Source organism: Massilia rhizosphaerae, assembly GCF_016093545.1.
GTDB lineage: Bacteria > Pseudomonadota > Gammaproteobacteria > Burkholderiales > Burkholderiaceae_D > Telluria > Telluria rhizosphaerae.
Window position 1 is genome coordinate 689,846 of record NZ_JADKYX010000001.1, and the last position, 21,362, is coordinate 711,207.

At 68.6% G+C, this 21,362-nt stretch carries 17 protein-coding genes; 9 read left to right on the top strand and 8 right to left on the bottom strand.

Features of this window, described 5'->3' with window-relative positions:
• Window positions 1-23: 23 nt before the first annotated feature.
• The 6 genes from ISF28_RS02905 to ISF28_RS02930 all read right to left on the bottom strand — a co-directional run bounded on the left by ISF28_RS02905 (window position 24) and on the right by ISF28_RS02930 (window position 8,176).
• Window positions 24-1,148 (bottom strand): ABC transporter ATP-binding protein, encoded by a 1,125-nt coding sequence (locus ISF28_RS02905; protein WP_198115611.1) that lies wholly within the window; start codon window positions 1,146-1,148, stop codon window positions 24-26.
• 23 nt (window positions 1,149-1,171) lie between these two features.
• A complete protein-coding gene (locus ISF28_RS02910) occupies window positions 1,172-1,996 on the bottom strand; it encodes a carbohydrate ABC transporter permease (protein ID WP_198115612.1) in 825 nt (274 codons plus the stop codon).
• Window positions 1,993-2,898: a carbohydrate ABC transporter permease gene (locus ISF28_RS02915; protein ID WP_198115613.1), complete on the bottom strand. Its 906-nt coding sequence runs from the start codon at window positions 2,896-2,898 to the stop codon at window positions 1,993-1,995. The genes ISF28_RS02910 and ISF28_RS02915 overlap by 4 nt, the downstream gene beginning before the upstream one ends.
• Window positions 2,899-2,905: 7 nt before the next feature.
• Entirely contained in the window at window positions 2,906-4,213 is a 1,308-nt protein-coding gene (locus ISF28_RS02920; RefSeq protein ID WP_370663380.1) for an extracellular solute-binding protein, read from the bottom strand.
• A 40-nt stretch (window positions 4,214-4,253) separates the two neighbouring features.
• Window positions 4,254-6,263 (bottom strand): glycoside hydrolase family 2 TIM barrel-domain containing protein, encoded by a 2,010-nt coding sequence (locus tag ISF28_RS02925; RefSeq protein ID WP_370663381.1) that lies wholly within the window; start codon window positions 6,261-6,263, stop codon window positions 4,254-4,256.
• Between the two features lie 110 nt (window positions 6,264-6,373).
• The gene (locus ISF28_RS02930) at window positions 6,374-8,176 is read right to left on the bottom strand and encodes a family 43 glycosylhydrolase (RefSeq protein WP_198115614.1); all 1,803 of its coding nucleotides are present in this window, start codon (window positions 8,174-8,176) and stop codon (window positions 6,374-6,376) included.
• Window positions 8,177-8,334: 158 nt separating this feature from the next.
• Here ISF28_RS02930 and ISF28_RS02935 point away from each other — a divergent pair, with 158 nt between their 5' ends.
• From ISF28_RS02935 to merP, 4 genes are read left to right on the top strand one after another with little or no spacing between them, the layout of a single operon-like run.
• Window positions 8,335-8,862, top strand: a complete 528-nt coding sequence (locus tag ISF28_RS02935; protein WP_198115615.1) for a TlpA family protein disulfide reductase — start codon at window positions 8,335-8,337, stop codon at window positions 8,860-8,862.
• Window positions 8,863-8,871: 9 nt separating this feature from the next.
• Window positions 8,872-9,990, top strand: coding sequence for a transglutaminase-like domain-containing protein (locus ISF28_RS02940; protein ID WP_198115616.1), 1,119 nt, complete (start codon window positions 8,872-8,874; stop codon window positions 9,988-9,990).
• A gap of 7 nt (window positions 9,991-9,997) precedes the next feature.
• On the top strand, window positions 9,998-10,369 hold the full coding sequence (locus tag ISF28_RS02945; RefSeq protein WP_198115617.1) for a mercuric transporter MerT family protein: 372 nt from the start codon (window positions 9,998-10,000) through the stop codon (window positions 10,367-10,369).
• A 12-nt stretch (window positions 10,370-10,381) separates the two neighbouring features.
• Window positions 10,382-10,669, top strand: a complete 288-nt coding sequence (gene merP / locus ISF28_RS02950; RefSeq protein ID WP_198115618.1) for a mercury resistance system periplasmic binding protein MerP — start codon at window positions 10,382-10,384, stop codon at window positions 10,667-10,669.
• An 18-nt stretch (window positions 10,670-10,687) separates the two neighbouring features.
• Here merP and ISF28_RS02955 read toward each other — a convergent pair whose 3' ends face one another.
• Together ISF28_RS02955 and ISF28_RS02960 are read right to left on the bottom strand one after the other, a co-directional pair.
• Window positions 10,688-11,833, bottom strand: coding sequence for a serine hydrolase domain-containing protein (locus ISF28_RS02955; RefSeq protein ID WP_229518820.1), 1,146 nt, complete (start codon window positions 11,831-11,833; stop codon window positions 10,688-10,690).
• A gap of 78 nt (window positions 11,834-11,911) precedes the next feature.
• The gene (locus ISF28_RS02960; RefSeq protein ID WP_229518821.1) at window positions 11,912-12,721 is read right to left on the bottom strand and encodes a glycoside hydrolase family 16 protein; all 810 of its coding nucleotides are present in this window, start codon (window positions 12,719-12,721) and stop codon (window positions 11,912-11,914) included.
• A 435-nt stretch (window positions 12,722-13,156) separates the two neighbouring features.
• On the opposite strand from ISF28_RS02960, the gene ISF28_RS02965 reads away from it, so the two are divergent.
• From ISF28_RS02965 to ISF28_RS02985, 5 genes are all read left to right on the top strand, one after another.
• On the top strand, window positions 13,157-16,129 hold the full coding sequence (locus tag ISF28_RS02965; RefSeq protein WP_198115619.1) for a TonB-dependent receptor: 2,973 nt from the start codon (window positions 13,157-13,159) through the stop codon (window positions 16,127-16,129).
• A gap of 153 nt (window positions 16,130-16,282) precedes the next feature.
• On the top strand, window positions 16,283-17,803 hold the full coding sequence (locus ISF28_RS02970) for a tryptophan halogenase family protein (protein WP_198115620.1): 1,521 nt from the start codon (window positions 16,283-16,285) through the stop codon (window positions 17,801-17,803).
• A gap of 54 nt (window positions 17,804-17,857) precedes the next feature.
• Window positions 17,858-18,571: a SapC family protein gene (locus ISF28_RS02975; protein WP_198115621.1), complete on the top strand. Its 714-nt coding sequence runs from the start codon at window positions 17,858-17,860 to the stop codon at window positions 18,569-18,571.
• On the top strand, window positions 18,555-19,565 hold the full coding sequence (locus ISF28_RS02980) for a cupin-like domain-containing protein (protein WP_198115622.1): 1,011 nt from the start codon (window positions 18,555-18,557) through the stop codon (window positions 19,563-19,565). Before ISF28_RS02975 ends, ISF28_RS02980 begins: the two co-directional genes overlap by 17 nt.
• A gap of 28 nt (window positions 19,566-19,593) precedes the next feature.
• Entirely contained in the window at window positions 19,594-21,105 is a 1,512-nt protein-coding gene (locus ISF28_RS02985; RefSeq protein WP_229518822.1) for a tryptophan halogenase family protein, read from the top strand.
• The last annotated feature ends 257 nt before the right edge of the window (window positions 21,106-21,362 follow it).

Here is a 21,362-nt window from a genome sequence, read left to right on the forward strand (position 1 = left end):
GGTGGGCGGGGGGGCCGCCCACCCTACCGGGAAAGGCTTTTAGTCGCCTGCTCGCGCAGCGCGGGCAGCGCCGCGCCGTGCTCGTCGAACAGCCAGGCCCGCGCCGGATCGAAGCGCAGCCGCACGGCCGTGCCGGGCGCCGGCAGCGCGGTGCCGGGCGGGCACTTGGCGGCGACCATGCCGTCGACGCCGTCGACCTGCACGTAGGCGAGCGTCACGTCGCCCAGGTATTCGACGAGAGCCAGCGTGCCGGGCATGCCCGTGTCGCCGGACGCCTCCAGGCGCAGGTGCTCGGGCCGCACGCCCAGCGTGAACGCGGCGCCGGCGCGGGCCTCGCTCGCATCCGCCGCCACCTGGGCCAGCCCGCCGCCCGGGACGCGCACCGTCGCGAGGCCGCCCGTGTGGCCGGCCAGCGTGGCGGGAAATGCGTTCATGCGCGGGGAGCCGAGGAAGCCGGCGACGAACAGGTTCGCGGGCCGCTCGTACAATTCGAGCGGGGTGCCGGCCTGCTCGATGCGGCCGCCGTTGAACACGACGATCTTCTGGCCGAGCGTCATGGCCTCGACCTGGTCGTGCGTCACGTAGATCATCGTGGCCCGCAATGTCTTGTGCAGGCGGGCGAGCTCCACGCGCGTCTGGGCGCGCAGCGCGGCGTCCAGGTTGGACAGCGGCTCGTCGAACAGGAAGACTTCCGGCTTGCGCACGATGGCGCGGCCGATCGCCACGCGCTGCCGCTGGCCGCCGGACAGCGCCTTCGGCTTGCGGTCCAGCAGGTGCGCGATCTGCAGGATCTGCGCGGCGTGCTGCACGCGCTCTCCGATCTCGGCCTTCGGCACCTTGGCCAGCTTCAGCGCGAACCCCATGTTCTCCGCCACCGTCATGTGCGGATACAGCGCATAGCTCTGGAACACCATCGCGATGCCGCGCCGGGCCGGCTCCACCGTGTTGCTGACGACGCCGCCGAGTTCGAGGGTGCCGCCCGTGATGTCTTCCAGGCCCGCGATCATGCGCAGCAAGGTCGACTTGCCGCAGCCGGACGGCCCGACGAAGACGACGAACTGGCCATCCTCGATGTCCAGGTCGACGCCCTGGATGACGGGGTTGTCGCCATATGTCTTGCGGATGCCGCGCAGCGTCACCGATGCCATGTCGTCTCCATCTTCATCCTTTTTCATCCTTTCAGGCCGCTCGCGGCGAGGAAGCCCTGCGTCACGCGGCGCTGGAACAGCACGTACGCGAGCGCCACGGGCAAGGCGCCCAGCAGCGCCGCCGCCATCAGCTGGGCATACCGGACGCCGAACGCGTCGTAGGTCTGCGTGAGGCCGAGCGGGATCGTCATCATGTCGTTCGACGTGACGATGATGAACGGCCACAGGAAATTATTCCACGCGGCGATGAACGTCACGATCGCCATCGCCCACACGATGTTGCCCGAGATCGGCAGGTACACGCTCCACAGCACGCGCAGCGGACCGGCGCCGTCCATCACGGCGGCTTCGCGGAAGTCGGCCGGGATCGCGTCGAAGAACTGCTTGAACACATAGATCACCACTGGCGACACGACCTGCGGCAGCACGATCCCCGCATAGGAATTGATGAGCCCCAGCTGGTGCATCGTGCGAAACAGCGGCACGAGCAGCGCCTCGAACGGCAGCAGGAAGCCCAGCATGGCGATGCCGAACACGAGGGCGCGGCCCTTGAATCGCAGCTGCGAGAACGCGTACGCGGCCGTCAAGCTGATCGCCATCGTGACGACCGTGACCAGCAGCGCGACGATGAAGCTGTTGAACAGCCAGCGCACGACGTTGCCGGCGGCCAGGGTCTTGCGATAGGCGTCCAGCGTCCACGTCTGCGGCAGCCAGTGGAAGTGCGGGGACACGGTTTCCAGCTCCGGCCGCAGCGACGTGCCGAGCGCCCACAGCAGCGGGAACGCCCACAGCGCCGCGAGCGCGATGGCGCACAAGCATCCGGCGACGGTCCAGATCGAGGCCTTCATGCCGCCCTCCCCGCCAGCCATTTCACGATCCACGCCTGCAGCAGCGACAGCAGGATGACGATGGCGACGAACGCCATCGCGATCGCGGCCGCGTAGCCCGCGTCGCTCTGCGTGAACGCCGTCTCGTACATATAGTGCAGCGCGACGCGCGTCGTGTTGAACGGGCCGCCGCTCGTCAGGATATAGGTCTGGCCGAAGACCTTCAGCGACGCGATCAGCTGCAGGATCAGCGCCGTCGACGCGACCGGGCGCAGCGCGGGCCACGTGATCGTGCGGAACAGCGTGAAGCCGCGCGCGCCGTCCAGCGCGGCCGCTTCGTACAGCTCGCGCGGGATGTTGCGCAGGCCGGCGAGGAACAGCAGCATGTTGAAACCGACCGTCCACCAGATCGTGCCGATGGCGACGGCCGGCAGCGCCCAATGCGGGTCCGCGAGCCACGCCCGCTCGCCGCCGAGCACGTGGTTGACGACGCCGGACGATGGCTGCAGCATCCAGTCCGCGATCAGGGTCATCACGGAAATCGGCAGCACGTACGGCAGGAAGAACGCACCCTGCAGCCAGGCGGCCGCGCGCGCGAAGCGGTCGACGAGCATGGCCATGAGGAGGCCGACGCCGCACAGCGGCCCCACCGTCAGCAGCGCGAAATAGAAGGTGTTGCCGACCGACTCCCAGAACGACGGGTCGTTCAGCAGCGTGTGGTAGTTGTCCAGGCCGACGAAGGCGCTCGTGCGCGTGAGGCTGCTTTCGGTGAGGCTGAGCCAGAACGTCTCCAGCGCCGGCAGCAGGAAGAACAGGGCGAAGACCGCGAGGAACGGCGCCAGCAGCAGCCACGCGGGCAAGGTGTCGCGCCGCGCCGTCGTGGGGCAGGTTGCCGGGGTGGGTGGCGTGTCGTCGCGTCGCATGCGGGCCTCAATAGCGCGGCGGGCGCTTGCGGATCAGGCGCGCGCTCTCCGACTCGAATTTGTGGACGGCCTGCGCCGGCGTCATGTAGCCGTACAGCGCGGCCGGCAGGAACTTCGACGCGATCGCTTCCAGCGGTCCCGCCGCTCCCATGTACCAGCCGTCCGGGTCATACACGACGTCGTTCGCGGCGGCGGCATACATCGCGTTCGGCATCAGGTTCTTCGCCGCGGCAGATTCCGCCACGGCCTTGTATGCCGGGATGTGGCCACCTTCGGCCCAAACGAGCGAGTGCTTGCCGACGTAGGCGACGAAGCGCAGCACGGCCCGCACCTTCTCCGGCGACAGTTCGTGGCCCGGGTTGGCCGGCAGCGCGAACGCGTGCGAGTCGGCCCACGTGGACGCGTTGGCGTACATGCGCGGCAGCGGCACGATGCCGTACTCGAAGCCCAGCGTGCCCGCCTTCGTCGCCCGCACCAGTTCCGGCACCTCCCACACGCCGTTCAGCATGAACACGGCATTGCCGCCCATGAACTGGCTCGTGGACGCCGGGTAGTCGAGGCCCGCCTGCGCATAGCCGCGCAGGAACCAGTCGCTGATGCGCGCCAGCGTGGCCGCGCCGGCGGGGCCGTACGTGAAGCGGCCGTTCCGGATGATCGTGACGTCCTGCTGCGCCAGCATCGCCAGCCACAGGCGCCAGATCGCGTACGAGCTCTGGCTGCTTTCCATCGTCAGGCCGCGCCGGCCCGTGCGTGCGGTCGCCACGCGGAACGCGTCCGTGAGCGCGTCGACGCCGACGATCTTCTTCAGGTTGCCGTCCGCGTCCAGCAGGCCCGCCTTGGCGGCGAGCGTCTTGTTGTAGTACAGGACGAGCGGGTGCACGTCCAGCGGCACGGCATACGTCTTGCCCTCGTACTGCGCCTTGGCCCACTGGCGCGGCAGGTAGTCGGCGCCGGACAGGCCGGCCGCCGCCAGTTCGGATGGCGCGATCGGCCGCAGCACGCCGCCGCCGGCCAGGTTGACGATGCGCGACAGGTGGATGGTCGCGACGTCCGGCCCGGCGCCCACGACGGACGCCGTGATCAGCTTCGTATAGAAGGGTTCGCCCCACCTGAGGGTCGTGCTGACCACGCGCACGTCGTGCTGGCTGGCGTTGAAGTCGTCGACCAGCGCCCGCATGCGCGCGCCGTCGCCGCCCGAAAGCAGCGTCCACATCCTGACTTCGACCTGCGCCCGCGCGGGGGCGCCTACGCCCGCCAGCACGAGGAACAGGATCGCAACCAGCGCGGCGGCGCGCGGGAATCCGCGTCGCGCCACGTCGTCTCCTTGTCGGTTCGTTGCGGCGCGCGCGGCCGGGTCAAGCTGCCTTGCGCCGGGCGCGCGCGCCGGGAGCGCCCCGCCCGCGACGTTCGAAGCCCGGCGGCCCCGCGGACGGTCCAGGCTTCGTCGGCGGCACCTCGGGTTCCGCCACCGGCAGGGACTGGCGCTCTCCCGGATAGGCTAGCACTTCCGCCGTTTCTCCGACGCGCGTCCACTCGACCGGGAAATCGGGCCCCCGCCGCGCGCGCCAGCGCTGGCTGTGGCCGAGGGGATCCAGCACCCAGTCCTGCAGGTGCGCCTGCGGCCCGCGCGTGGCCTGGGCCAGCGCCTCGATGGGCGCCTTGGGCACGCGGTCTTCCGTCAACAGGCCGTTCTGTTCGAGGAAGGTGTCGGTCAACTGGGTGTAGCAGAAGCCGGACAGCGGCCGGCACGCGTGGACGGCCGCCATCAGTTGCTGGTAGCGGGCCAGCAATTCCTTGCCGTCCCTGGCGACGGAATAGCCCCAGCCCGACTCGGTGCCGGCTTTCATCATCGCAATGCCGCCGAATTCGGACAGGAACAGCGGCCGGCCGACGCCCGTGAAGCCGTCGATGACGAGCCGGCGCCGGTCCGGCTGCACGTGTTCCAGCGTGTAGGCGACGGCGTCGCGGCTGCCGTAGCGTTCCAGCAGCACGGCCGGGTCCTGCTCGTAGTCGTGCACGCAGACGAGGTCGCCGCACGGCATCTCCCAGCCGTCGTTGCCGACGACGGGCCGCGTGCCGTCCAGCGCCCGCGTCATGTGGTACAGCGCGCGCACGAAGTCGACCTGGCGGCGGTCGTTCATCAGCTCCGGCACGCCCCACGACTCGTTGGTCGGCACCCACGCGACGATGCACGGGTGCGAGATGTCGCGCTCGACCAGCTCCTTCCACTCTTCCATCACGCCGTGGATCGTCGCGCTGGAAAAGCCGTACGCGGACGGCATCTCGCCCCACACGCACAGTCCGAGCACGTCGCACCAGTACAGCCAGCGCGGGTCCTCGGACTTCTGGTGCTTGCGCACGCCGTTGAAGCCGAGGCGCTTGATCAGCAAGACGTCCTGGCGCAGCTGGTCGCTCGACGCGACCATCAGGCTGTCCGGCCAGTAGCCCTGGTCGAGCACCATGCGCAGGAAGTAAGGCCGGCTGTTCAGGACGAAGCGGTCGCCCTCGACGCTGACCGTGCGCAGCGCCGTGTAGCTCTGCACGCTGTCGATCAGGCTGCCGTCGGCGGCGCGGATCTCGACCTCGGCGTCGATCAGCTGCGGGCTTTCCGGGCACCACATCCACAGGCCGCGGGCGTCGTCGATGCCGGGATCCGGCAACTGGAAGATGCGCGACAGGCGCGGCCCCGTCAGCAGGCAGCGGTCGGCCACGAGCAGGCGCCCGCCCAGCTTCAGCGTCACGTTGGCCATGCCGCCTTCCGGCACGTGGGCGATGTCGGCGTCCAGGCGGATCTGCCAGGCGGCGACGTCGGCCGTCCAGCGCAGCTGCGCCACGTGGGCGCGCGGCACCTTCTCGATCCAGACGGTGCGCCAGATGCCGCTCGTGCGTGGATACCAGATCTTGTGCGGCTCGGCCTCCCAGTCCATCTTGCCACGCGCCTTGTGCATGTCCTGCGGGTCGTCCTCGGCCTGCACGGCGATCTCGAGGATCGAGCCGTCCAGGTGGCGCGTGACGTCGATGGAAAACGGGCTGTGGCCGCCCCGGTGTTCGATGGCGAAGCGGCCGTTGATCCACACGCGGGCCCGGTAGTTGACGGCGCCGAAGTGCAGCATCAGCCGCTCCTCCGGACCCGGCACGAGGGCGGGATCGAGCTGGATCTGGCGCTTGTACCACACGCGCCGGCGGAAACCGCGGTCGTGCACGCCGCTGGCGCGCGCCTCGGGCGGGTATGGGACGTTGATCGTCCGGTCGAACGGCACGTCGGCCGGATCGACGTACAGGGCGGCGTCGTCGAGCATGGCCTGCCAGGGGCCGTCGAGGCTGCGCCAGGCGGCGCGCCGCAATTGTGGGCGGGGATATTCCACGTTTGCGCTCCTTCGCTTCGTGTTGCTGCTTTCGACCTACTCTATGAGCCGCATCGGCCGCACGCAAGTCCTTTCACTGCCGGTTACAAAGGGATACCAACGGCGTCGCGTCATTGAGACAGGCGGGACACGGCCACGCGAGAAAACACGGCGCGCTGCCCTGCGCCACCCATCGCCACCAAGCCCAGCCGCGCATCCCGGCCGAGGCGGTGGACCCACGTGCCGCCGCCGACCCAGGTGCGCCCATCGCGGCTCGAATACGCCGTATAACGCTCATCCCCCCCGGCGCGGTGGACGTCGAGCCGCAACCACGTCGTCGCGCCCGGCGTGCCCACGACCGTGTTGCCGTAGCGCGGATAGTGCGCCGGCACGGGCGCCATCTCCTTCGCGAACTCGACCTGGTGCAGGCCGCCGTGCGCCAGCGCGACGAGCTTCACGTAATTATCGTCGTCGCGCATCACGACGAGGCCTGCCTGCACGGGCGCGGCGCAGCAGGCGTGGGGCACGTCCAGCCTGACCTGCGCCTCGATCCGGTAGTCGCCGTCCGGCAGCGCCGTTTGCAGCACGCCGGCCGTGTTCGTGCCCACGTGCAGGTCGGCCGCCTGCGTCGCCCACGCCAGGCCGCCGGGACCGACGGACCAGGTGCCGTCGGCCGGCGCACGCCGCCACGTCCAGCGCGCGTCCAGCTGCGCGCCGTCGAACGTGTCGCTCCACAGCGGCCGCGCCGCTTCGGCCGGCGCCGCCGGGGCGACAAGCGCACGCGGATGCGTGCCCGGCGCCGCCGCCGGCGCGGGACGGGGCGCGTCGCTGGGGGCACCGCGCGCGACCGGCCAGCCGTCGACCCAGTCGATGCGGTCGAGCAGCGCGACGCGCCGCGTCAGCTTGTCGGCCGCGCTGAAGAACGGCGCGCCCACGTCGATGCCGTGGTAGATCGTCCACCACTGCCCGGAGGCGTCGGGAAACACGGTGTTGTGGCCGACGCCAACCCACCGGTTGCCGTTCTGGAACAGGACGGGCGTGCCGCCCGCGTAGGAATCGGCCATGTCCTGGCCCAGCCGGTCGAGGAACGGTCCGGCCGGCGTGCGCGCACGGCCCACGTAGACCGCGTATCCCGTCAGCGGGCCGTTGCAGCAATCCGTCGTGGAGGCGAACAGATACCACCAGCCGTCGTGCTTGACGACCTCTGCCCCCTCGTAGCGCCAGGCGGCACCGACCTTGCGCGACGTGCCTTCGACGGCGAAGCCGTTGCGCCGCAGCGGCTGCACGAACACGCCGCCGCCGTAGCTGCCGTAGTAGATCCACTTGCGGCCGCCGTCCTCGACGACTTTCGGATCGAACGTCCACAGGAAATCGCAGCCGGGCCCCGCGCGCCGCGGCGGCACGACGGGTGCGGCCGCCGGCACCCACGGGCCGGCCGGATTGTCCGCGACGGCCACGCCGATGGCGCTGTCCTTCGCGCATCCCGCTTGCGGGCTGTGCGCGTCCGCCACGTCCGTCACCGTGAAGTACAGGTAATAGTGGCCGTTCAGGAATTCCGGTTCCGGCGCCCACAGGCCGGACGCCGGCGCCGCCAGCCCGGCCGGACGGCCCGCGAACGCGTCCCCCACGTAGCGCCAGTCGATAAGATCCGTCGACCGGTAGATGGCGATCATGTGGAAATGCCAAGGTCCCCGCTCGGCCTCGAGCGGGCGCTCGGTCTTGCTGACGGGGTCGCCCGTGCAATACAGATACCACGTCGGCGCGCGGGCGCGCGGGTCGCGCAGGACGGCCGGGTCGGCGCAGTTCTGGGCGAGCTCGCCGTTCGCCAGGCGCACCGGCAGCGGATTGCGGTAGGTGGCCGGCGGCCCGGCCCATGCGGCGGCGCACAGGAGCAGCGCCGGCAGGCATGCCCCGGGATGACTCGGCAATCGCATCGATCCCTCCGTGGTCGTAGCCGCGGAGCTTAGCGCAAGCCGACCCGGCGGGCTGCACGGTTGGCAATCCTGTATTTGGCCCGGGCGCGGGACCGTGCGCTCTGGTATCATGACGGTTGTTTCCGCTTCGAATCCGCACGCCAACGATGCACACGAGGATGTCCACCCGCACGGCCGCGCTGCTGGCCAGCGTCCTGCTGAGCGCGGGCACGGCCGCGGCAAAGGACGCGACCCTGCGCCCCTGGACCGCCCGCCGGCCGATGCCCGCCCTGCAGGTCACGACCGTGGACGGCCAGCCGTGGGATCTCGCGGCGCTGCGCGGCAAGGTCGTCGTCGTGAACTTCTGGGCCAGCTGGTGCGGGCCCTGCGTCGACGAACTGCCCGTGCTGGGCGCGCTGGCGGGACGCGACGGGGTCGCGGTCGTCGGCGTCAACTACAAGGAAGCGCTCGACACGATCGAGCGCTTCACGCAAGCGCATCCGCTGGGTTATCCGGTGCTGCGCGACCGCACCGGCGACGCGTTCAAGCGCTGGACGCCGGGCGTGATGCCGACGACGGTCCTCGTCGACCGCGCGGGGCGCGCGCGCTGGCGCACGGTGGGCGAGATCCCGCCCGGCGACACGAAACTGCGCGCCGCCATCGACGCGCTGCTGGCCGAACCGAACCGAACACACAACCAAAAATAGGGAATTCGCATGCAAGACTTCAAAACGTCATCGTCCCGCCGTTCGCTGCTGAAAGCGGCCGGCGGCCTCGCCCTGGCCTCCGCCCTGCCGCGCACCGTGCTGGCGGCCCAGGAGCCGGAACGCCACTTCGATCCGCGCCCGGGCGACTGGAAGGGCTACGAGGTGACGACGAAGGTCGCCCTGCAGCGGGCGTCCGGTCCGTCGACCGTGTGGGTTCCGCTGCCGTCCATCGACACGGAATGGCAGCGCAGCCTGTCGAACAACTGGTCCGGCAACGCGACGAAGGCGCACGTGGAAACCGATCCGCACTACGGCGCCCGCTTCCTCGTCGCCGAATTCGACGGCAGCGCGCCGCCGCTGCTCGAAGTGGTGTCGCGCGTGCAGACCCGCGACCGCGCCGCCGACTGGAAGACCCGCACCCCGGGCACCGAGGACGCCGCAGACCTGCGCCTTTGGCTGCAACCCACCGACCTGATGCCGCTGAACGGCATCGTCAAGAAGACGTCGCTGACGATCACCAAGGGCGCGCGCACGGACGAGGAAAAAGTCCAGCGCATCTACGACTGGATCGTGCTGAACACGTTCCGCGAGCCGAAGGTGAAGGGCTGCGGCACGGGCGACATCAAGACCATGCTGGAAACGGGCAACTTCGGCGGCAAGTGCGCCGACCTGAACGGCCTGTTCGTGGGCCTGTGCCGCGCGTCCGGCGTGCCGGCGCGCGACGTCTACGGCATCCGCATCGCGCCCAGCGCCTTCGGCTACCGCGAACTGGGCGGCAAGCCGGCCGCGCTGCAAGGCGCCCAGCACTGCCGCGCCGAGGTCTACCTGAAGCAGCACGGCTGGGTCGCGATGGACCCGGCTGACGTGGCCAAGGTCATGCGCATGGAGACGCCGCACTGGATCAAGGATCCGGACGATCCCGTCGTCGCCCCCGTCAAGCGCGCGCTGTTCGGCGGCTGGGAAGGCAACTGGATGGGCTATAACTTCGCCCACGACGTGCGCCTGCCGGGTTCCGCCGCCGGCAAGCTCGGCTTCCTGATGTACCCGCAGGCGCAGAGCCGCGGCGAGGCGTACGACTCGCTCGACCCGAACGCGTTCAAGTACACGATCACGTCGCGCGCGCTCTGATCCGGCCATGCCCACGCTCGCCCGCCAACCCGCCCATGCCGAACGCAAGGCCGGCCGCCTGATCGCGGTCGCCGTGCTGGCGTCGCTGCTGGCGTCCACGTGCTGCGTGGTGCCGCTCGTGCTCGTGCTGGTGGGCGTGACGGGCGCGTGGATGGCCAATCTGCAGGCCCTGAAACCCGTCACGCCGTATGCCGTCGCGCTCACCGTCGGCGCGCTGGGGTGGGCGGGCTGGCTCGTGTTCCGTCCGGCCCGCGCCTGCGACCTGGCGGACGGCGCCTGCGCGACGACGCGCCCGCTGATGCGCCGCGTGTTCGTCGCCTGCGCGCTGTTCGTCGCGCTGTTGCTCGGATTTCCGCTGATCGCCCCGTTGTTTTATTGAGGACAGCTCATCATGAAACTCTCCCGCACCCTCGCCTTCCTCGCCCTGGCCGCGACGTCCTCGCTGGCCGCGGCCAAGCAGCAGACCGTCATGCTCACCGTGCCGACGATGGACTGCGCCACCTGCCCCATCACGATCAAGACGGCGCTGTCGAAAGTGCCGGGCGTGGCGAAGGTGAAGGTCAGCTACGAGAAGCGCGAAGCCGTGATCGTCTACGACGACGCCAAGACCACCGTCGCCGACCTCAAGAAGGCGACCGAGGACGTCGGCTATCCGGCGATGCTCAAGACCCCGCGCTGAGCCCGCGGCACCCGCCGTTCAGGGTGCCTCCATCCAGTCGTATTCCCAGCTCCACGGCATGTCGTCGGGACCGAGGGCCTGCCGGCCCAGTTCCGGATACAGCCGCTCCGCGCGCACGTCGTTGGACAACATCACGACGCAGCGCTGCCCCGTCTCCATGCACAGCACGAAGTCGGCCGTCGTGTCGTCGTGCCCACCCTTGAACCAGGCCGGACCCGAGCGATCCTCGAAGGTGACGACGCCGAGGCTCGCCGCCAGCTTTTGCGGCCACGCGACGTCGCCCGCGGCCAGCGTGGGAAACTGGTGGCGCGTCGCGATGGGGAGCCAGCCCGTCGCGAACGCGGCGCGCGTGTCCGGGCGCAGGCCGTCGCCGCGCATGATGCCGGCCCACAGCTTCGCCTGGTCCGCGATCGTCGTGTCCATCGCGGCCGCCACCCGCACCCGGTAATGCCGCTCGTGCGGCTGCACGGCCCCGTCGAAGCCGTAACCGTCGGCCACGTTGTCCGCGAAGGACGCGCGCCAATGCATGCTCGTGTGGCGCATGCCGAAGCGCTCGAACACGCGGCGCCGCATCTCGTCGCCGACGTCCAGGCCGAGGCCCCGCTCGACGATCAGCTGCAGCAGCATATAGCCCTCGCCGGAATAGGCGTAGCGCGTGCCCGGGTCGAAGTGGATGTGCAGGCGGCCGTCGGGCTCCTGCCAGCGGAAGCCGGCGAAGCCGCCGCCGTGCGCCAGCAGCATGCGCGGCGTGACGGTGCGCCAGCGCGGGTCGCCCGCCAAGCCGGAGAAATCGAAGGGACGCTCGCGGTAGGAAGGCAGCGGATGCGGCAGCAGTGTCGCGACCGGCGCGTCGAGGTCCAGCTTCCCCTCGTCCGCCAGTTGCAGCAGCATGTACGCGAACGCGGGTTGCGCGAGGGAGACGCCGGCCATGACCGTGTCCGGCGTCAGCGGCTGGCCGAGGGCGGCATTGCGCGTGCCGAACACCCGCACTTTGGCGACCTGGCCGTTTTCGATCGTGGCCAGCGCCAGGCCCTGCACCTGTTCGCGCCGCATGACGCGCTGGATCTCGGGGTCGGACAGCGATTGCAGCGGCCGCAACGGCGGCGCGCAGCCCGCCAACGTCAATACCGACAACCCCGCCGCCCACCACATCCCCAACCACATGCACGCCTCCCAACCCGGTCCGGCACCGCACCGCGCGGCGCCACAACCCGACATGATGCCATGGGAGCGCTGACCGCGTCAGCGCTCGCGCTTGTACACGCGCACGTAGTCCACGAGCATCTGCTGGGGGAACGCCGTCCTGGCGTCCGGATTGCCGGGCCAGTCGCCGCCCACGGCCAGGTTCAGGATCACGAAGAACGGATGCTCGAACACCCAGTCGCCCGTCACGGTCCCGGGCCGCGCCAAGTGGTACATGATGCCGTCGCGATACCAGCGGATCTCGTGCGGCTCCCATTCGACGGCGTAGACGTGGAAGTCGTCCGCATAGACGCCCTTGTCCAGCAACTGCGGCTTGCCGATGGCCTTGTCGCCGCTGTAGCCGGGGCCGTGCAAGGTGCCGTGCACGACGTCCGGCTCGCGGCCGATGTTTTCCATGATGTCGATCTCGCCGCAGCGCGGCCAGCCGACCTTGCCGACGTCCGCGCCGAGCATCCAGAACGCGGGCCACATGCCCTGCCCGCGCGGTATCTTGATGCGCGCCTCGTAGCGGCCGTACGTGCGTTCGAACCGGCCGGCCGTCTTGATGCGGGCGGACGTGTAATGGCGGCCGCCGAAGGCTTCGCGGCGCGCTTCGATGACGAGGTTGCCGCCGTCGACGCGCAGGTTCTCCGGGCGCGCCGTGTAGAACTCCAGTTCGTGGTTGCCCCAGCCGTCGCCGCCCGTCTCGGGCACCCATTTCGACTTGTCGAGCCCGGGGCCGTCGAATTCGTCGCTCCAGTCCAGCACCCAGCCGGGCGGTTGCGTGGGCAGCGGCGCGGGTGCCTGCGCGCGGGCCGGCAGCGCCAGGCACAAGGTCGCGCACAAGGCGGCGATCCGGACCATCGTCATGACTTCTCCTTCATGGGTGAGCTTAGAACCGAGCGCGCTATGTGCGAACACGTAGGGTGGGCGGCCCCCGCCCACCAAAACTATGCGCCGCAGTAACGCGTGGTGGGCACAGGGTGCCCACCCTACAGGTTGGGTTATTAAAAAGGCTGCCACTTGGAAACGCTTCCAGGCCATTTCCAATATAGCACCGCTGTTTTTTCGATGTCAAACACGTCCGTTCCTGCCGACTGTTGCGCGCAGGGCACGCAACGCCCCGGTTTCGGCCACGAACTTTTGAATATCCCGTTGACAGTTATTTCTTCTGATCATAAGATTCATTCACGGTATGGAAACGTTTCCACGTCGGGAACCGTATGGACAGGGAGGAGCGAAGCATTTGAAGACAGGGAGCGCTGAAGCGGTGACGAACAAACAGATAAAAATCGAGGAGACCTAATGTATTACCCCAAGGCAAACCAAAAACTGATGAGCCTGGCCGTGGCGAGCGCGTGCGCCGCCCTCATTCCGGCCCATGCACAGACGACCGCGGCCGAAGACAGCCGCGGCGGCGACATCCCCACCACGGCCGTCCAGCAAGTCGTCGTGACCGGCCTGCGCCAGTCGATGGCATCGTCGCTGAACCTCAAACGCCAGTCGGACGGCATCGTCGACGGCATCGTCGCCGAAGACATCGGCAAATTCCCCGACACCAACCTGGCCGAATCGCTGCAGCGCATCTCCGGCGTGTCGATCGACCGCGTCAACGGCGAAGGCCAGAAGATCACCGTGCGCGGCGTCGGCCCCGACTTCAACATGGTGCTGCTGAACGGCCGCCAGATGCCGACGTCGAACCTGGGCGACCTGAACGGCCGCTCGTTCGACTTCTCGAACCTCGCCTCGGAAGCCATCTCGCAGCTACAGGTCTACAAGACCAGCCGCGCGGAGACCCCGACCGGCGGCATCGGCGCCACCGTCAACGTGATCACGGCCCGTCCGCTGGACAAGCTGGGCACCTGGTCGAGCATCGGCATCAAGGGCGTCTACGACAAGTCGAACGACAACCTGCCCGGCGACGTCAAGGCCAGCAAGTCGGTCACGCCGGAATTCTCGGGCATCTATTCGACGACGTCGAAGGACGGCCACTGGGGCCTGGGCGCGTCCGCCAGCTACCAGGAACGCAACCTGGGGTTCAACCAGGCGGCCGTGAGCAACGGCTGGCGCGGCCCGTTCCGCGGCGACGAGAACAACTGGGGCACGATCCCGAACGCCGGCACGGCTGGCGCGGGCAACGTCGTCAACCATCCGAAGGCGACCGACATCTACGAGGTGCCGCAGAACCTCAACTACAGCATGACGGGCGTGAAGCGCCAGCGCACCAACGGCCAGCTCACGCTGCAGTGGGCGCCGGTCAAGGCACTGACCACGACCCTCGACTACACCTATTCGGAAAACAAGCTGCAGACGCGGCGCAACGACGTTTCCGCCTGGTTCAACTTCGGCCCGTCCGCGTCCACCTGGACCAACGGCCCGGTCGCGGCGCCGCTCGTGTACACCGAATTCATCCCGGCCGGGAACAGCGACATCGCGATGGGCGGCGCCGACTTCGCCACCAAGACGCAGAACAAGTCGCTGGGCTTCAACACCCAGTGGCGCGCGACCAAGAACCTCAAGCTGGAATTCGACGCGCACCACTCGACCGCCGAATCGAAGGCCGACAGCCCGTTCGGTTCCAACAACACGCTGGGCACCGCGAGCTTCTCGCGCGGCGACACGACGGCCGACTTCTCGCAGGAGTTCCCGGTCCTGTCGATCAAGGGCGCCGACTTCGTGAACGCGCCGCAGCAGGTCACGGGCTCCGTGTTCCAGAACGGCTACATGAAGGGTGACGTGTCGCAGGTCCAGTTCAAGGGCCGCCTGCGCATGCTGGACTCGTCGAACCTGAACTTCGGCGTCGGCGCCGTCAACGTCAAGAACCGCTCCGCGTTCTCGAACCAGCAGCGCGACTCGTGGACCGGCGCGACCAAGCCGTCCGACTACCCGAGCAGCCTGTGGCACGCCGACACGGTGCGCCAGTACTTCGACCAGCTGGCCGGCAGCCAGAACCCGAACCTGTTCAACAACTTCTACACGTTCAACTTCGGCCAGGTGCGCGACGTGGTGGCGAAGGCGTCCGGCATGCCCGAGATGTACCTGCCGAAGAACACGTTCGACACCGACCAGCGCACCGAGGAAAAGTCGAAGAGCCTGTACCTGCAGTTCAACACGGACTGGGATACGGCGATGCCGATGCACACCGCGATCGGCGTGCGCTACGAGAAGACGGACGTCACCTCCACCGCGCTCGTGCCGACGGCGACGTCGATCACGATGGTCTCCGCGAACGAGTTCCCGGTGCAGTTCGGCGCCCCGTCGTTCACGACCTTGACCGGCAAGTACCACAACCTGCTGCCGTCGATCGACTGGGACATGGACGTGCGCGACGACATGAAGGTGCGCGCGAGCTATGGCGAAACGATCGGCCGTCCGCGCTACGACCAGATCGCCGGCGGCCAGATCCTGAATGCGCTGGCGCGTGCCGACGGCGGCACGGGCTCGCAAGGCAATCCGGCGCTGAAGCCCGTCAAGTCGAAGAACTTCGACCTGTCGTGGGAGTGGTACTACGCCAAGGACAGCTTCGTCTCCGTCAACGCGTTCTATAAAGACCTGGAGAACTACGCCGGCCAGTCGCAGATCGACGCCACGCCGTTCAACCTGCATACGCCGGTCGGCGGCGCGCTGTGGAACGAGGCCTCGGCTTCCGGCTGCGGCGCGGACACGGGCTGCATCCGCAACTACATCTTCACGCACCACCCGACGGCGCCGGGCGTGACGGTGACGGGCGTGGACAGCAGCGGCAACCCGACCGGCAACATCGTCGGCCAGCCGGGCGACCCGGTCGCGCACTTCCGGATCACGACGTTCTCGAACCAGAAGAAGGCGAGCCTGAACGGCCTGGAATTCAACCTCCAGCACATGTTCGGCAACACCGGCTTCGGCATCTCGGCGAACTATACGTACGTGCATTCCGGACTGCGCTACGACAACACCAGCATGGGCGAGCAGTTCGCGCTGGTCGGCCTGTCGAACTCGGCCAACCTCGTGGGTATCTTCGAGAACGACAAGTGGAACGTGCGCGCGGCGTACAACTGGCGCGGCGAGTTCCTGTCGTCGACGTTCGACGGCTCCGGCCCGAACCCCAACTACGTCGAACCGTATGGCCAGCTGGACCTCTCCGTGGGCTACAATCTGACGTCGAAACTGAGCCTGCAGTTCGAAGGCATCAACCTGACGAACGAGACGACCCGCGTGCACGGCCGCACGTCGACCCAGGCGTTGTACGTGACGCAGTCGGGTCCGCGCTACATGGTGGGCGCGCGCTACAAGTTCTGATGTAGCGTTCCGGCCACAGCGTCCGCCGCAGGGAGAAGACCGCCCTGCGGCGGATGTGCAGTCTGCCGTAATCGGTTTCAGCGTATAAAAAGTTGTTCCAAATACAGCAATTTCGGGTAGACTCATGCGGCCCACCGGAAATAGGAAGCTGAGATGAGTAAACCCATCGAACACGTCGTGGTGGTCGGCGGCGGCTCCGCCGGCTGGCTGACGGCCGCCGTCCTCGCGGCCGAGCACCCGCGTCTGTCCGTCACGCTCGTCGAATCGCCGGGCGTGCCGCCGATCGGCGTCGGCGAAGGCACGTGGCCGTCCATGCGCGAGACCCTGCAGCGCATCAAGGTCTCCGAAGCCGCCTTCTTCCGCGAATGCGACGTCGCCTTCAAGCAGGGTTCGCGCTTCGACCGCTGGGTCGACGGCGGCGCCGACGACGTCTATTTCCACCCCTTTTCCCTGCCCCAGGGCTATGGCGAGGCCAATCTGGCGGCCGCCTGGCGCCAGGGGCACCGCGACGTCCCGTTCGCGGATCTCGTCAGCTACCAGCCGCACCTGTGCAAGCAGGGCCGCGCGCCGAAGCAGCCGCAGACGCCGGAATTCGCGGGCGTCGCCAACTACAGCTACCACCTGGACGCGGGCAAGTTCGGCGTCTTCCTGCAACAGCATTGCGTCGACAAGCTGCGCGTGCGCCATGTGCTGGCCCACGTCGACGACATCGTGCCGACCGGCGACGGCGACATCGCCGCGCTGCGCACGCGCGAGGCGGGCACCATCGAGGGCGACCTGTTCGTCGACTGCACGGGCATGGCCGCGCTGCTGATCGGCCGCCACTACGGCGTGCCCTTCGTGTCGCAGCGCGACGTGCTGTTCAACGACCGCGCCCTGGCCGTGCAAGTGCCCTACGCCGCGCCCGACACGCCCATCCCGTCGCAGACCACTTCCACGGCCCAGGCCTGCGGCTGGATCTGGGACATCGGCCTGCCGACGCGGCGCGGCATCGGCCACGTGTATTCCAGCACCCACTGCAGCGACGACGAGGCCGAACGCACGCTGCGCGCCTATCTGGGCGGCATCGACATCCCCACGCCGCGCCGGATCGCGTTCGACCCCGGCTACCGCGCGCGCTTCTGGGAGCGCAACGTCGTCGCCATCGGCCTGTCCGCCGGATTCATCGAGCCGCTGGAAGCGTCCGCGCTCGCGCTGGTGGAACTGTCGGCCGCCTGGCTGGCGGACGACCTGCCCGCCACGCGCGCGCAGATGGACACGATCGCGACGCGCTTCAACGACGCCTTCCTGTACCGGTGGGAGCGCATCATCGATTTCCTCAAGCTGCACTACGTGCTGTCGAAGCGCACGGATTCCGCCTACTGGATTGACCACCGCGCCGCGCGCACGCAGTCGGCGCGCCTGCGCGAGCTGCTCGCGCTGTGGCGCACGCGCGCGCCGTCGCGGCGCGACTTCCCGCGCATCGAGGAGATCTTCCCGTCCGCCAGCTGGCAATACATCCTGTACGGGATGGGCTTCACGCCCGAATTCACGGAGCGCGCGTCCGATGCGCCGGCGCGCGCCGACCAGTATTTCCGCGAGGCCGCGCGGCTCACCGCCCGCATGCTGCCGCAGCTGCCCGCGAACCGCGAGATGCTCGACCACATCCGCCAGTACGGCATGCCGCCGGGTTAGACGCCGGCGCCGCATGCCACCATGACAACGACAACGAGAGAGACTACGAGACCGATGGCCAACCATGCACCCCTGAACAACGTCGACCACAAGAACCTGCGCATCGTCACCACCCGCGGCGCAGCGTACGGCGACGCCGTGATGTCCGCCCTGACCTTCCCGGCCGAATTCCGCGACTTGCAAGCCTGCTACCCCATCGTCTTCGCCCAGGACGGCAACGGCGGCTACGATGCGATCGCGTTGCTCGGCTTCGAACAGGGCGAAAACCTGTTCCTCGGCCCGAACGGCTGGGACGCGCCGACGATCCCGCTGACGGTCGAGCGCCAGCCCTTCATGATCGGCCGCGGCGGCGACGAGCTGTCCGTCCACATCGACCTGGACAGCCCGCGCGTGCGCGACGGCGGCATCGAGGGCGAGCCTTTGTTCCTCACCTACGGCGGCACGAGCGAATACCTGGAGCGCATCAGCTCCGTGCTGCGCACCATCCACGAGGGCCTCGCCGCTTCGCGCGCCTTCGTCGGCGCGCTCGTCGAACTGGAACTGATCGAATCGTTCGTGCTCGACGTGGAGCTGGACGACGGCTCGCAGAACCGCCTGGCCGGCTTCTACACGATCAACGAAGACCGCCTCGCCACGCTGTCCGCCGAGCAGCTCGCGCGCCTGCACCGCGACGGCTATCTGCAGGCCGTGTACATGATGGTGGCGTCGCTGTCCCAGTTCCGCGGCCTGATCCAACGGAAGAACCGCGCCAATGACGTCCTCCGTTAAACACGTGCGCGAGGTGGCAATCGTCGACGGCAAGCTGCCGGACGAGATGCTGCGCGCCACCCGCCCATACGTCGTGCGGGGCCTGGCCGCCGACTGGCCGCTCGTGCGCGCCGGACGCGAGTCGGCGGAGAGCGCGGAGGCCTACCTGCGCGGCTTTTATCGTGACGCGACCGTGAATGCGATGCTGGGCCCGCCCCAGATCGGGGGCCGCTTCTTCTACAACGACACGATCACCGGCTTCAACTTCCACAACGTGCGCGCGCGGCTCGACCAGGTGCTGGACGAGCTGGCCGCCCACCGCGCGCGGCCGGATCCGGGCGCGATCTACGTCGGCTCGACGTCGGTCGACACCGCCCTGCCCGGCCTGCGCGCCGCCAACGACGTCGACCTGGGCGGGCGCGACGCGCTGGCCAGCATCTGGATCGGCAACCGCACGGTCGTCGCCACGCATTACGACCTGCCGGACAACATCGCCGTCGTCGCCGTCGGCGAGCGCCGCTTCACCCTGTTCCCGCCCGACCAGCTGAAGAACCTGTACGTCGGTCCGCTCGACTTCAACCCGGCCGGCCAGGCCATCAGCCTCGTCGACGTGCGCAATCCGGACTTCGAGCGCTTCCCGCGCTACGCCGAGGCGCTGGCGCACGCGGAAGTAGCCGAGATGGGGCCGGGCGACGCGCTGTTCGTGCCGTCCATGTGGTGGCACCACGTGGAGGCGCTGTCCGCGTTCAACGTGCTCGTGAACTACTGGTGGCGCCAGTCGCCGGACTACATGGACACACCGGTCAACGCGCTGATGCTCGCGATCCTGACGATGCGCGAACTGCCGCCCGAGCAGCGCCGCGCGTGGCAGGAAATCTTCCGCCACTATATCTTCGAGCCGGATCCGGCCAACCTCGCGCACCTGCCGGAGCACGCGCGCTATGCGCTGTCGCCGCTCGACGACGACGGCGCCCGCGTGCTGCGCGGGCAGCTGCTCAAGCGTATCAACCGATAGAACGAGACAGACAAAGCCAGGAGATAACATGGAGAACATCAACGAACAGGGCCGCGGCCGCCCGATCCGCCGCGTCGTGATCGCGGGCGGCGGCACGGCCGGCTGGATGGCCGCGGCGGCGCTGTCGCGCACCCTCGGCAAGGTCCTCGACATCAAGCTCGTCGAGTCGGACGACATCGGCACGGTGGGCGTGGGCGAGGCGACGATCCCCAGCCTCGTGCACTTCCACCGCCTGCTCGACATCGGCGAACAGGAATTCATGGCGGCCACGCAGGCGACGTTCAAGCTGGGCATCAGCTTCGAGGGCTGGCGCGCGCGCGGCGAGGACTACATCCACTCGTTCGGCATGACGGGCACGGACCACTGGACCGCGGGCTTCCAGCACTTCTGGCTGAAAGGCCGCGACCGCGGCCTGGCCACCGACTACGGCGACTACTGCCTGGAACTCGTCGCGGCCCAGGAAAAGCGCTTCGGCCACCTGCCGAACCAGGGCATCAACTACGCCTACCACCTGGACGCCACGCGCTATTCGCGCTACCTGCGCCGCTTCTCCGAGCATTTCGGCGCCGAACGCATCGAGGCGAAGATCGCCAGGGTGGACACCGACCCGGCCACGGGCCACATCACCGCGCTCGTGCTGGACTCGGGCACGCGCGTCGAGGGCGACCTGTTCATCGACTGCACGGGCTTCCGTTCGCTGCTGCTGGGCCAGACCATGGGCGTGGAATACGACGACTGGTCGCGCTGGCTGTTCAACGACTGCGCGATCGCCGTGCAGACGGAATCCACCGGCCCGGCCGTGCCGCTGACCCGCTCAATGGCGCACGACTGGGGCTGGCAGTGGCGCATCCCGCTGCAGCACCGCACGGGCAACGGCATCGTCTTTTCGAGCCGCTACGTCGACGAGGACACCGCGCACAAGACGCTGCTCGGCAATATCGAGGGCAAGGTGCTCACGGAGCCGCGCGTGATCCGCTTCACGCCCGGCCAGCGCAAGCGAGTCTGGGCCGGCAACTGCATCGGCCTGGGCCTCGCGGCCGGCTTCCTGGAGCCGATCGAGTCGACCAGCATCCACCTGATCCAGCGCGGCATCGTGCGCCTGCTGCAGGCGTTCCCGTCGCACGGCATCCAGCAGTCCGACATCGACGAGTTCAACGCGCAAAGCGAGGACGACATCCGCACGATCCGCGACTTCATCATCCTGCACTACAAGGTCACGAACCGGCATGACTCGCCGTACTGGCACGACGCGGCGACAATGGCCGTGCCGGACAGCCTGCAGCACCGCATCGACCTGTTCCGCGACGGCGGCCGCGTGTTCCGCTACGCGAACGAGCTGTTCGCCGAAAACTCGTGGGTGCAGGTGATGCTGGGCCAGGGCCTCACGCCCGAACGCTGGCACCCGAGCGCGGACCTGATGGGCGACGAGGAACTGCGCGGCTTCCTGGACGGCATCCGCACCAACGTGCGCCGCACCGCGTCGCAGCTGCCGCCGCACCAGCAATACGTCGAGCGCTACTGCCCGGCGGCCAAGCCGTAACCGGCGGCGCCGGCCCCCCTCCCCCATCTCCGACGGGCGGCGCAGCGCCGCCCGTCGCGTCCCGCGCGCACGAGCGTGCGCAAATTCGAAATAGCCATTTTCGCAATCTTGCCTGTTCGAGAATATTCCATTCTCGGATATGAATAAGTTGACACGGTCATCCTAAAGTTCGTTGCTTAACAGCATCAACCCGTGCAGCAAGGCGGAATTCGTCGTGACAAACGCGACCGTGCGTCGTTAAGATCTAGAACGTTTCC

Coding starts and splice junctions, on each gene's coding strand:
- ISF28_RS02905 (WP_198115611.1), bottom strand. CDS start 1,148: ATGGCATCGGTGACGCTGCGCGGCATCCGCAAGACATATGGCGACAAC.
- ISF28_RS02910 (WP_198115612.1), bottom strand. CDS start 1,996: ATGAAGGCCTCGATCTGGACCGTCGCCGGATGCTTGTGCGCCATCGCG.
- ISF28_RS02915 (WP_198115613.1), bottom strand. CDS start 2,898: ATGCGACGCGACGACACGCCACCCACCCCGGCAACCTGCCCCACGACG.
- ISF28_RS02930 (WP_198115614.1), bottom strand. CDS start 8,176: ATGCGATTGCCGAGTCATCCCGGGGCATGCCTGCCGGCGCTGCTCCTG.
- ISF28_RS02935 (WP_198115615.1), top strand. CDS start 8,335: ATGTCCACCCGCACGGCCGCGCTGCTGGCCAGCGTCCTGCTGAGCGCG.
- ISF28_RS02940 (WP_198115616.1), top strand. CDS start 8,872: ATGCAAGACTTCAAAACGTCATCGTCCCGCCGTTCGCTGCTGAAAGCG.
- ISF28_RS02945 (WP_198115617.1), top strand. CDS start 9,998: ATGCCCACGCTCGCCCGCCAACCCGCCCATGCCGAACGCAAGGCCGGC.
- merP (WP_198115618.1), top strand. CDS start 10,382: ATGAAACTCTCCCGCACCCTCGCCTTCCTCGCCCTGGCCGCGACGTCC.
- ISF28_RS02955 (WP_229518820.1), bottom strand. CDS start 11,833: ATGTGGTTGGGGATGTGGTGGGCGGCGGGGTTGTCGGTATTGACGTTG.
- ISF28_RS02960 (WP_229518821.1), bottom strand. CDS start 12,721: ATGACGATGGTCCGGATCGCCGCCTTGTGCGCGACCTTGTGCCTGGCG.
- ISF28_RS02965 (WP_198115619.1), top strand. CDS start 13,157: ATGTATTACCCCAAGGCAAACCAAAAACTGATGAGCCTGGCCGTGGCG.
- ISF28_RS02970 (WP_198115620.1), top strand. CDS start 16,283: ATGAGTAAACCCATCGAACACGTCGTGGTGGTCGGCGGCGGCTCCGCC.
- ISF28_RS02975 (WP_198115621.1), top strand. CDS start 17,858: ATGGCCAACCATGCACCCCTGAACAACGTCGACCACAAGAACCTGCGC.
- ISF28_RS02980 (WP_198115622.1), top strand. CDS start 18,555: ATGACGTCCTCCGTTAAACACGTGCGCGAGGTGGCAATCGTCGACGGC.
- ISF28_RS02985 (WP_229518822.1), top strand. CDS start 19,594: ATGGAGAACATCAACGAACAGGGCCGCGGCCGCCCGATCCGCCGCGTC.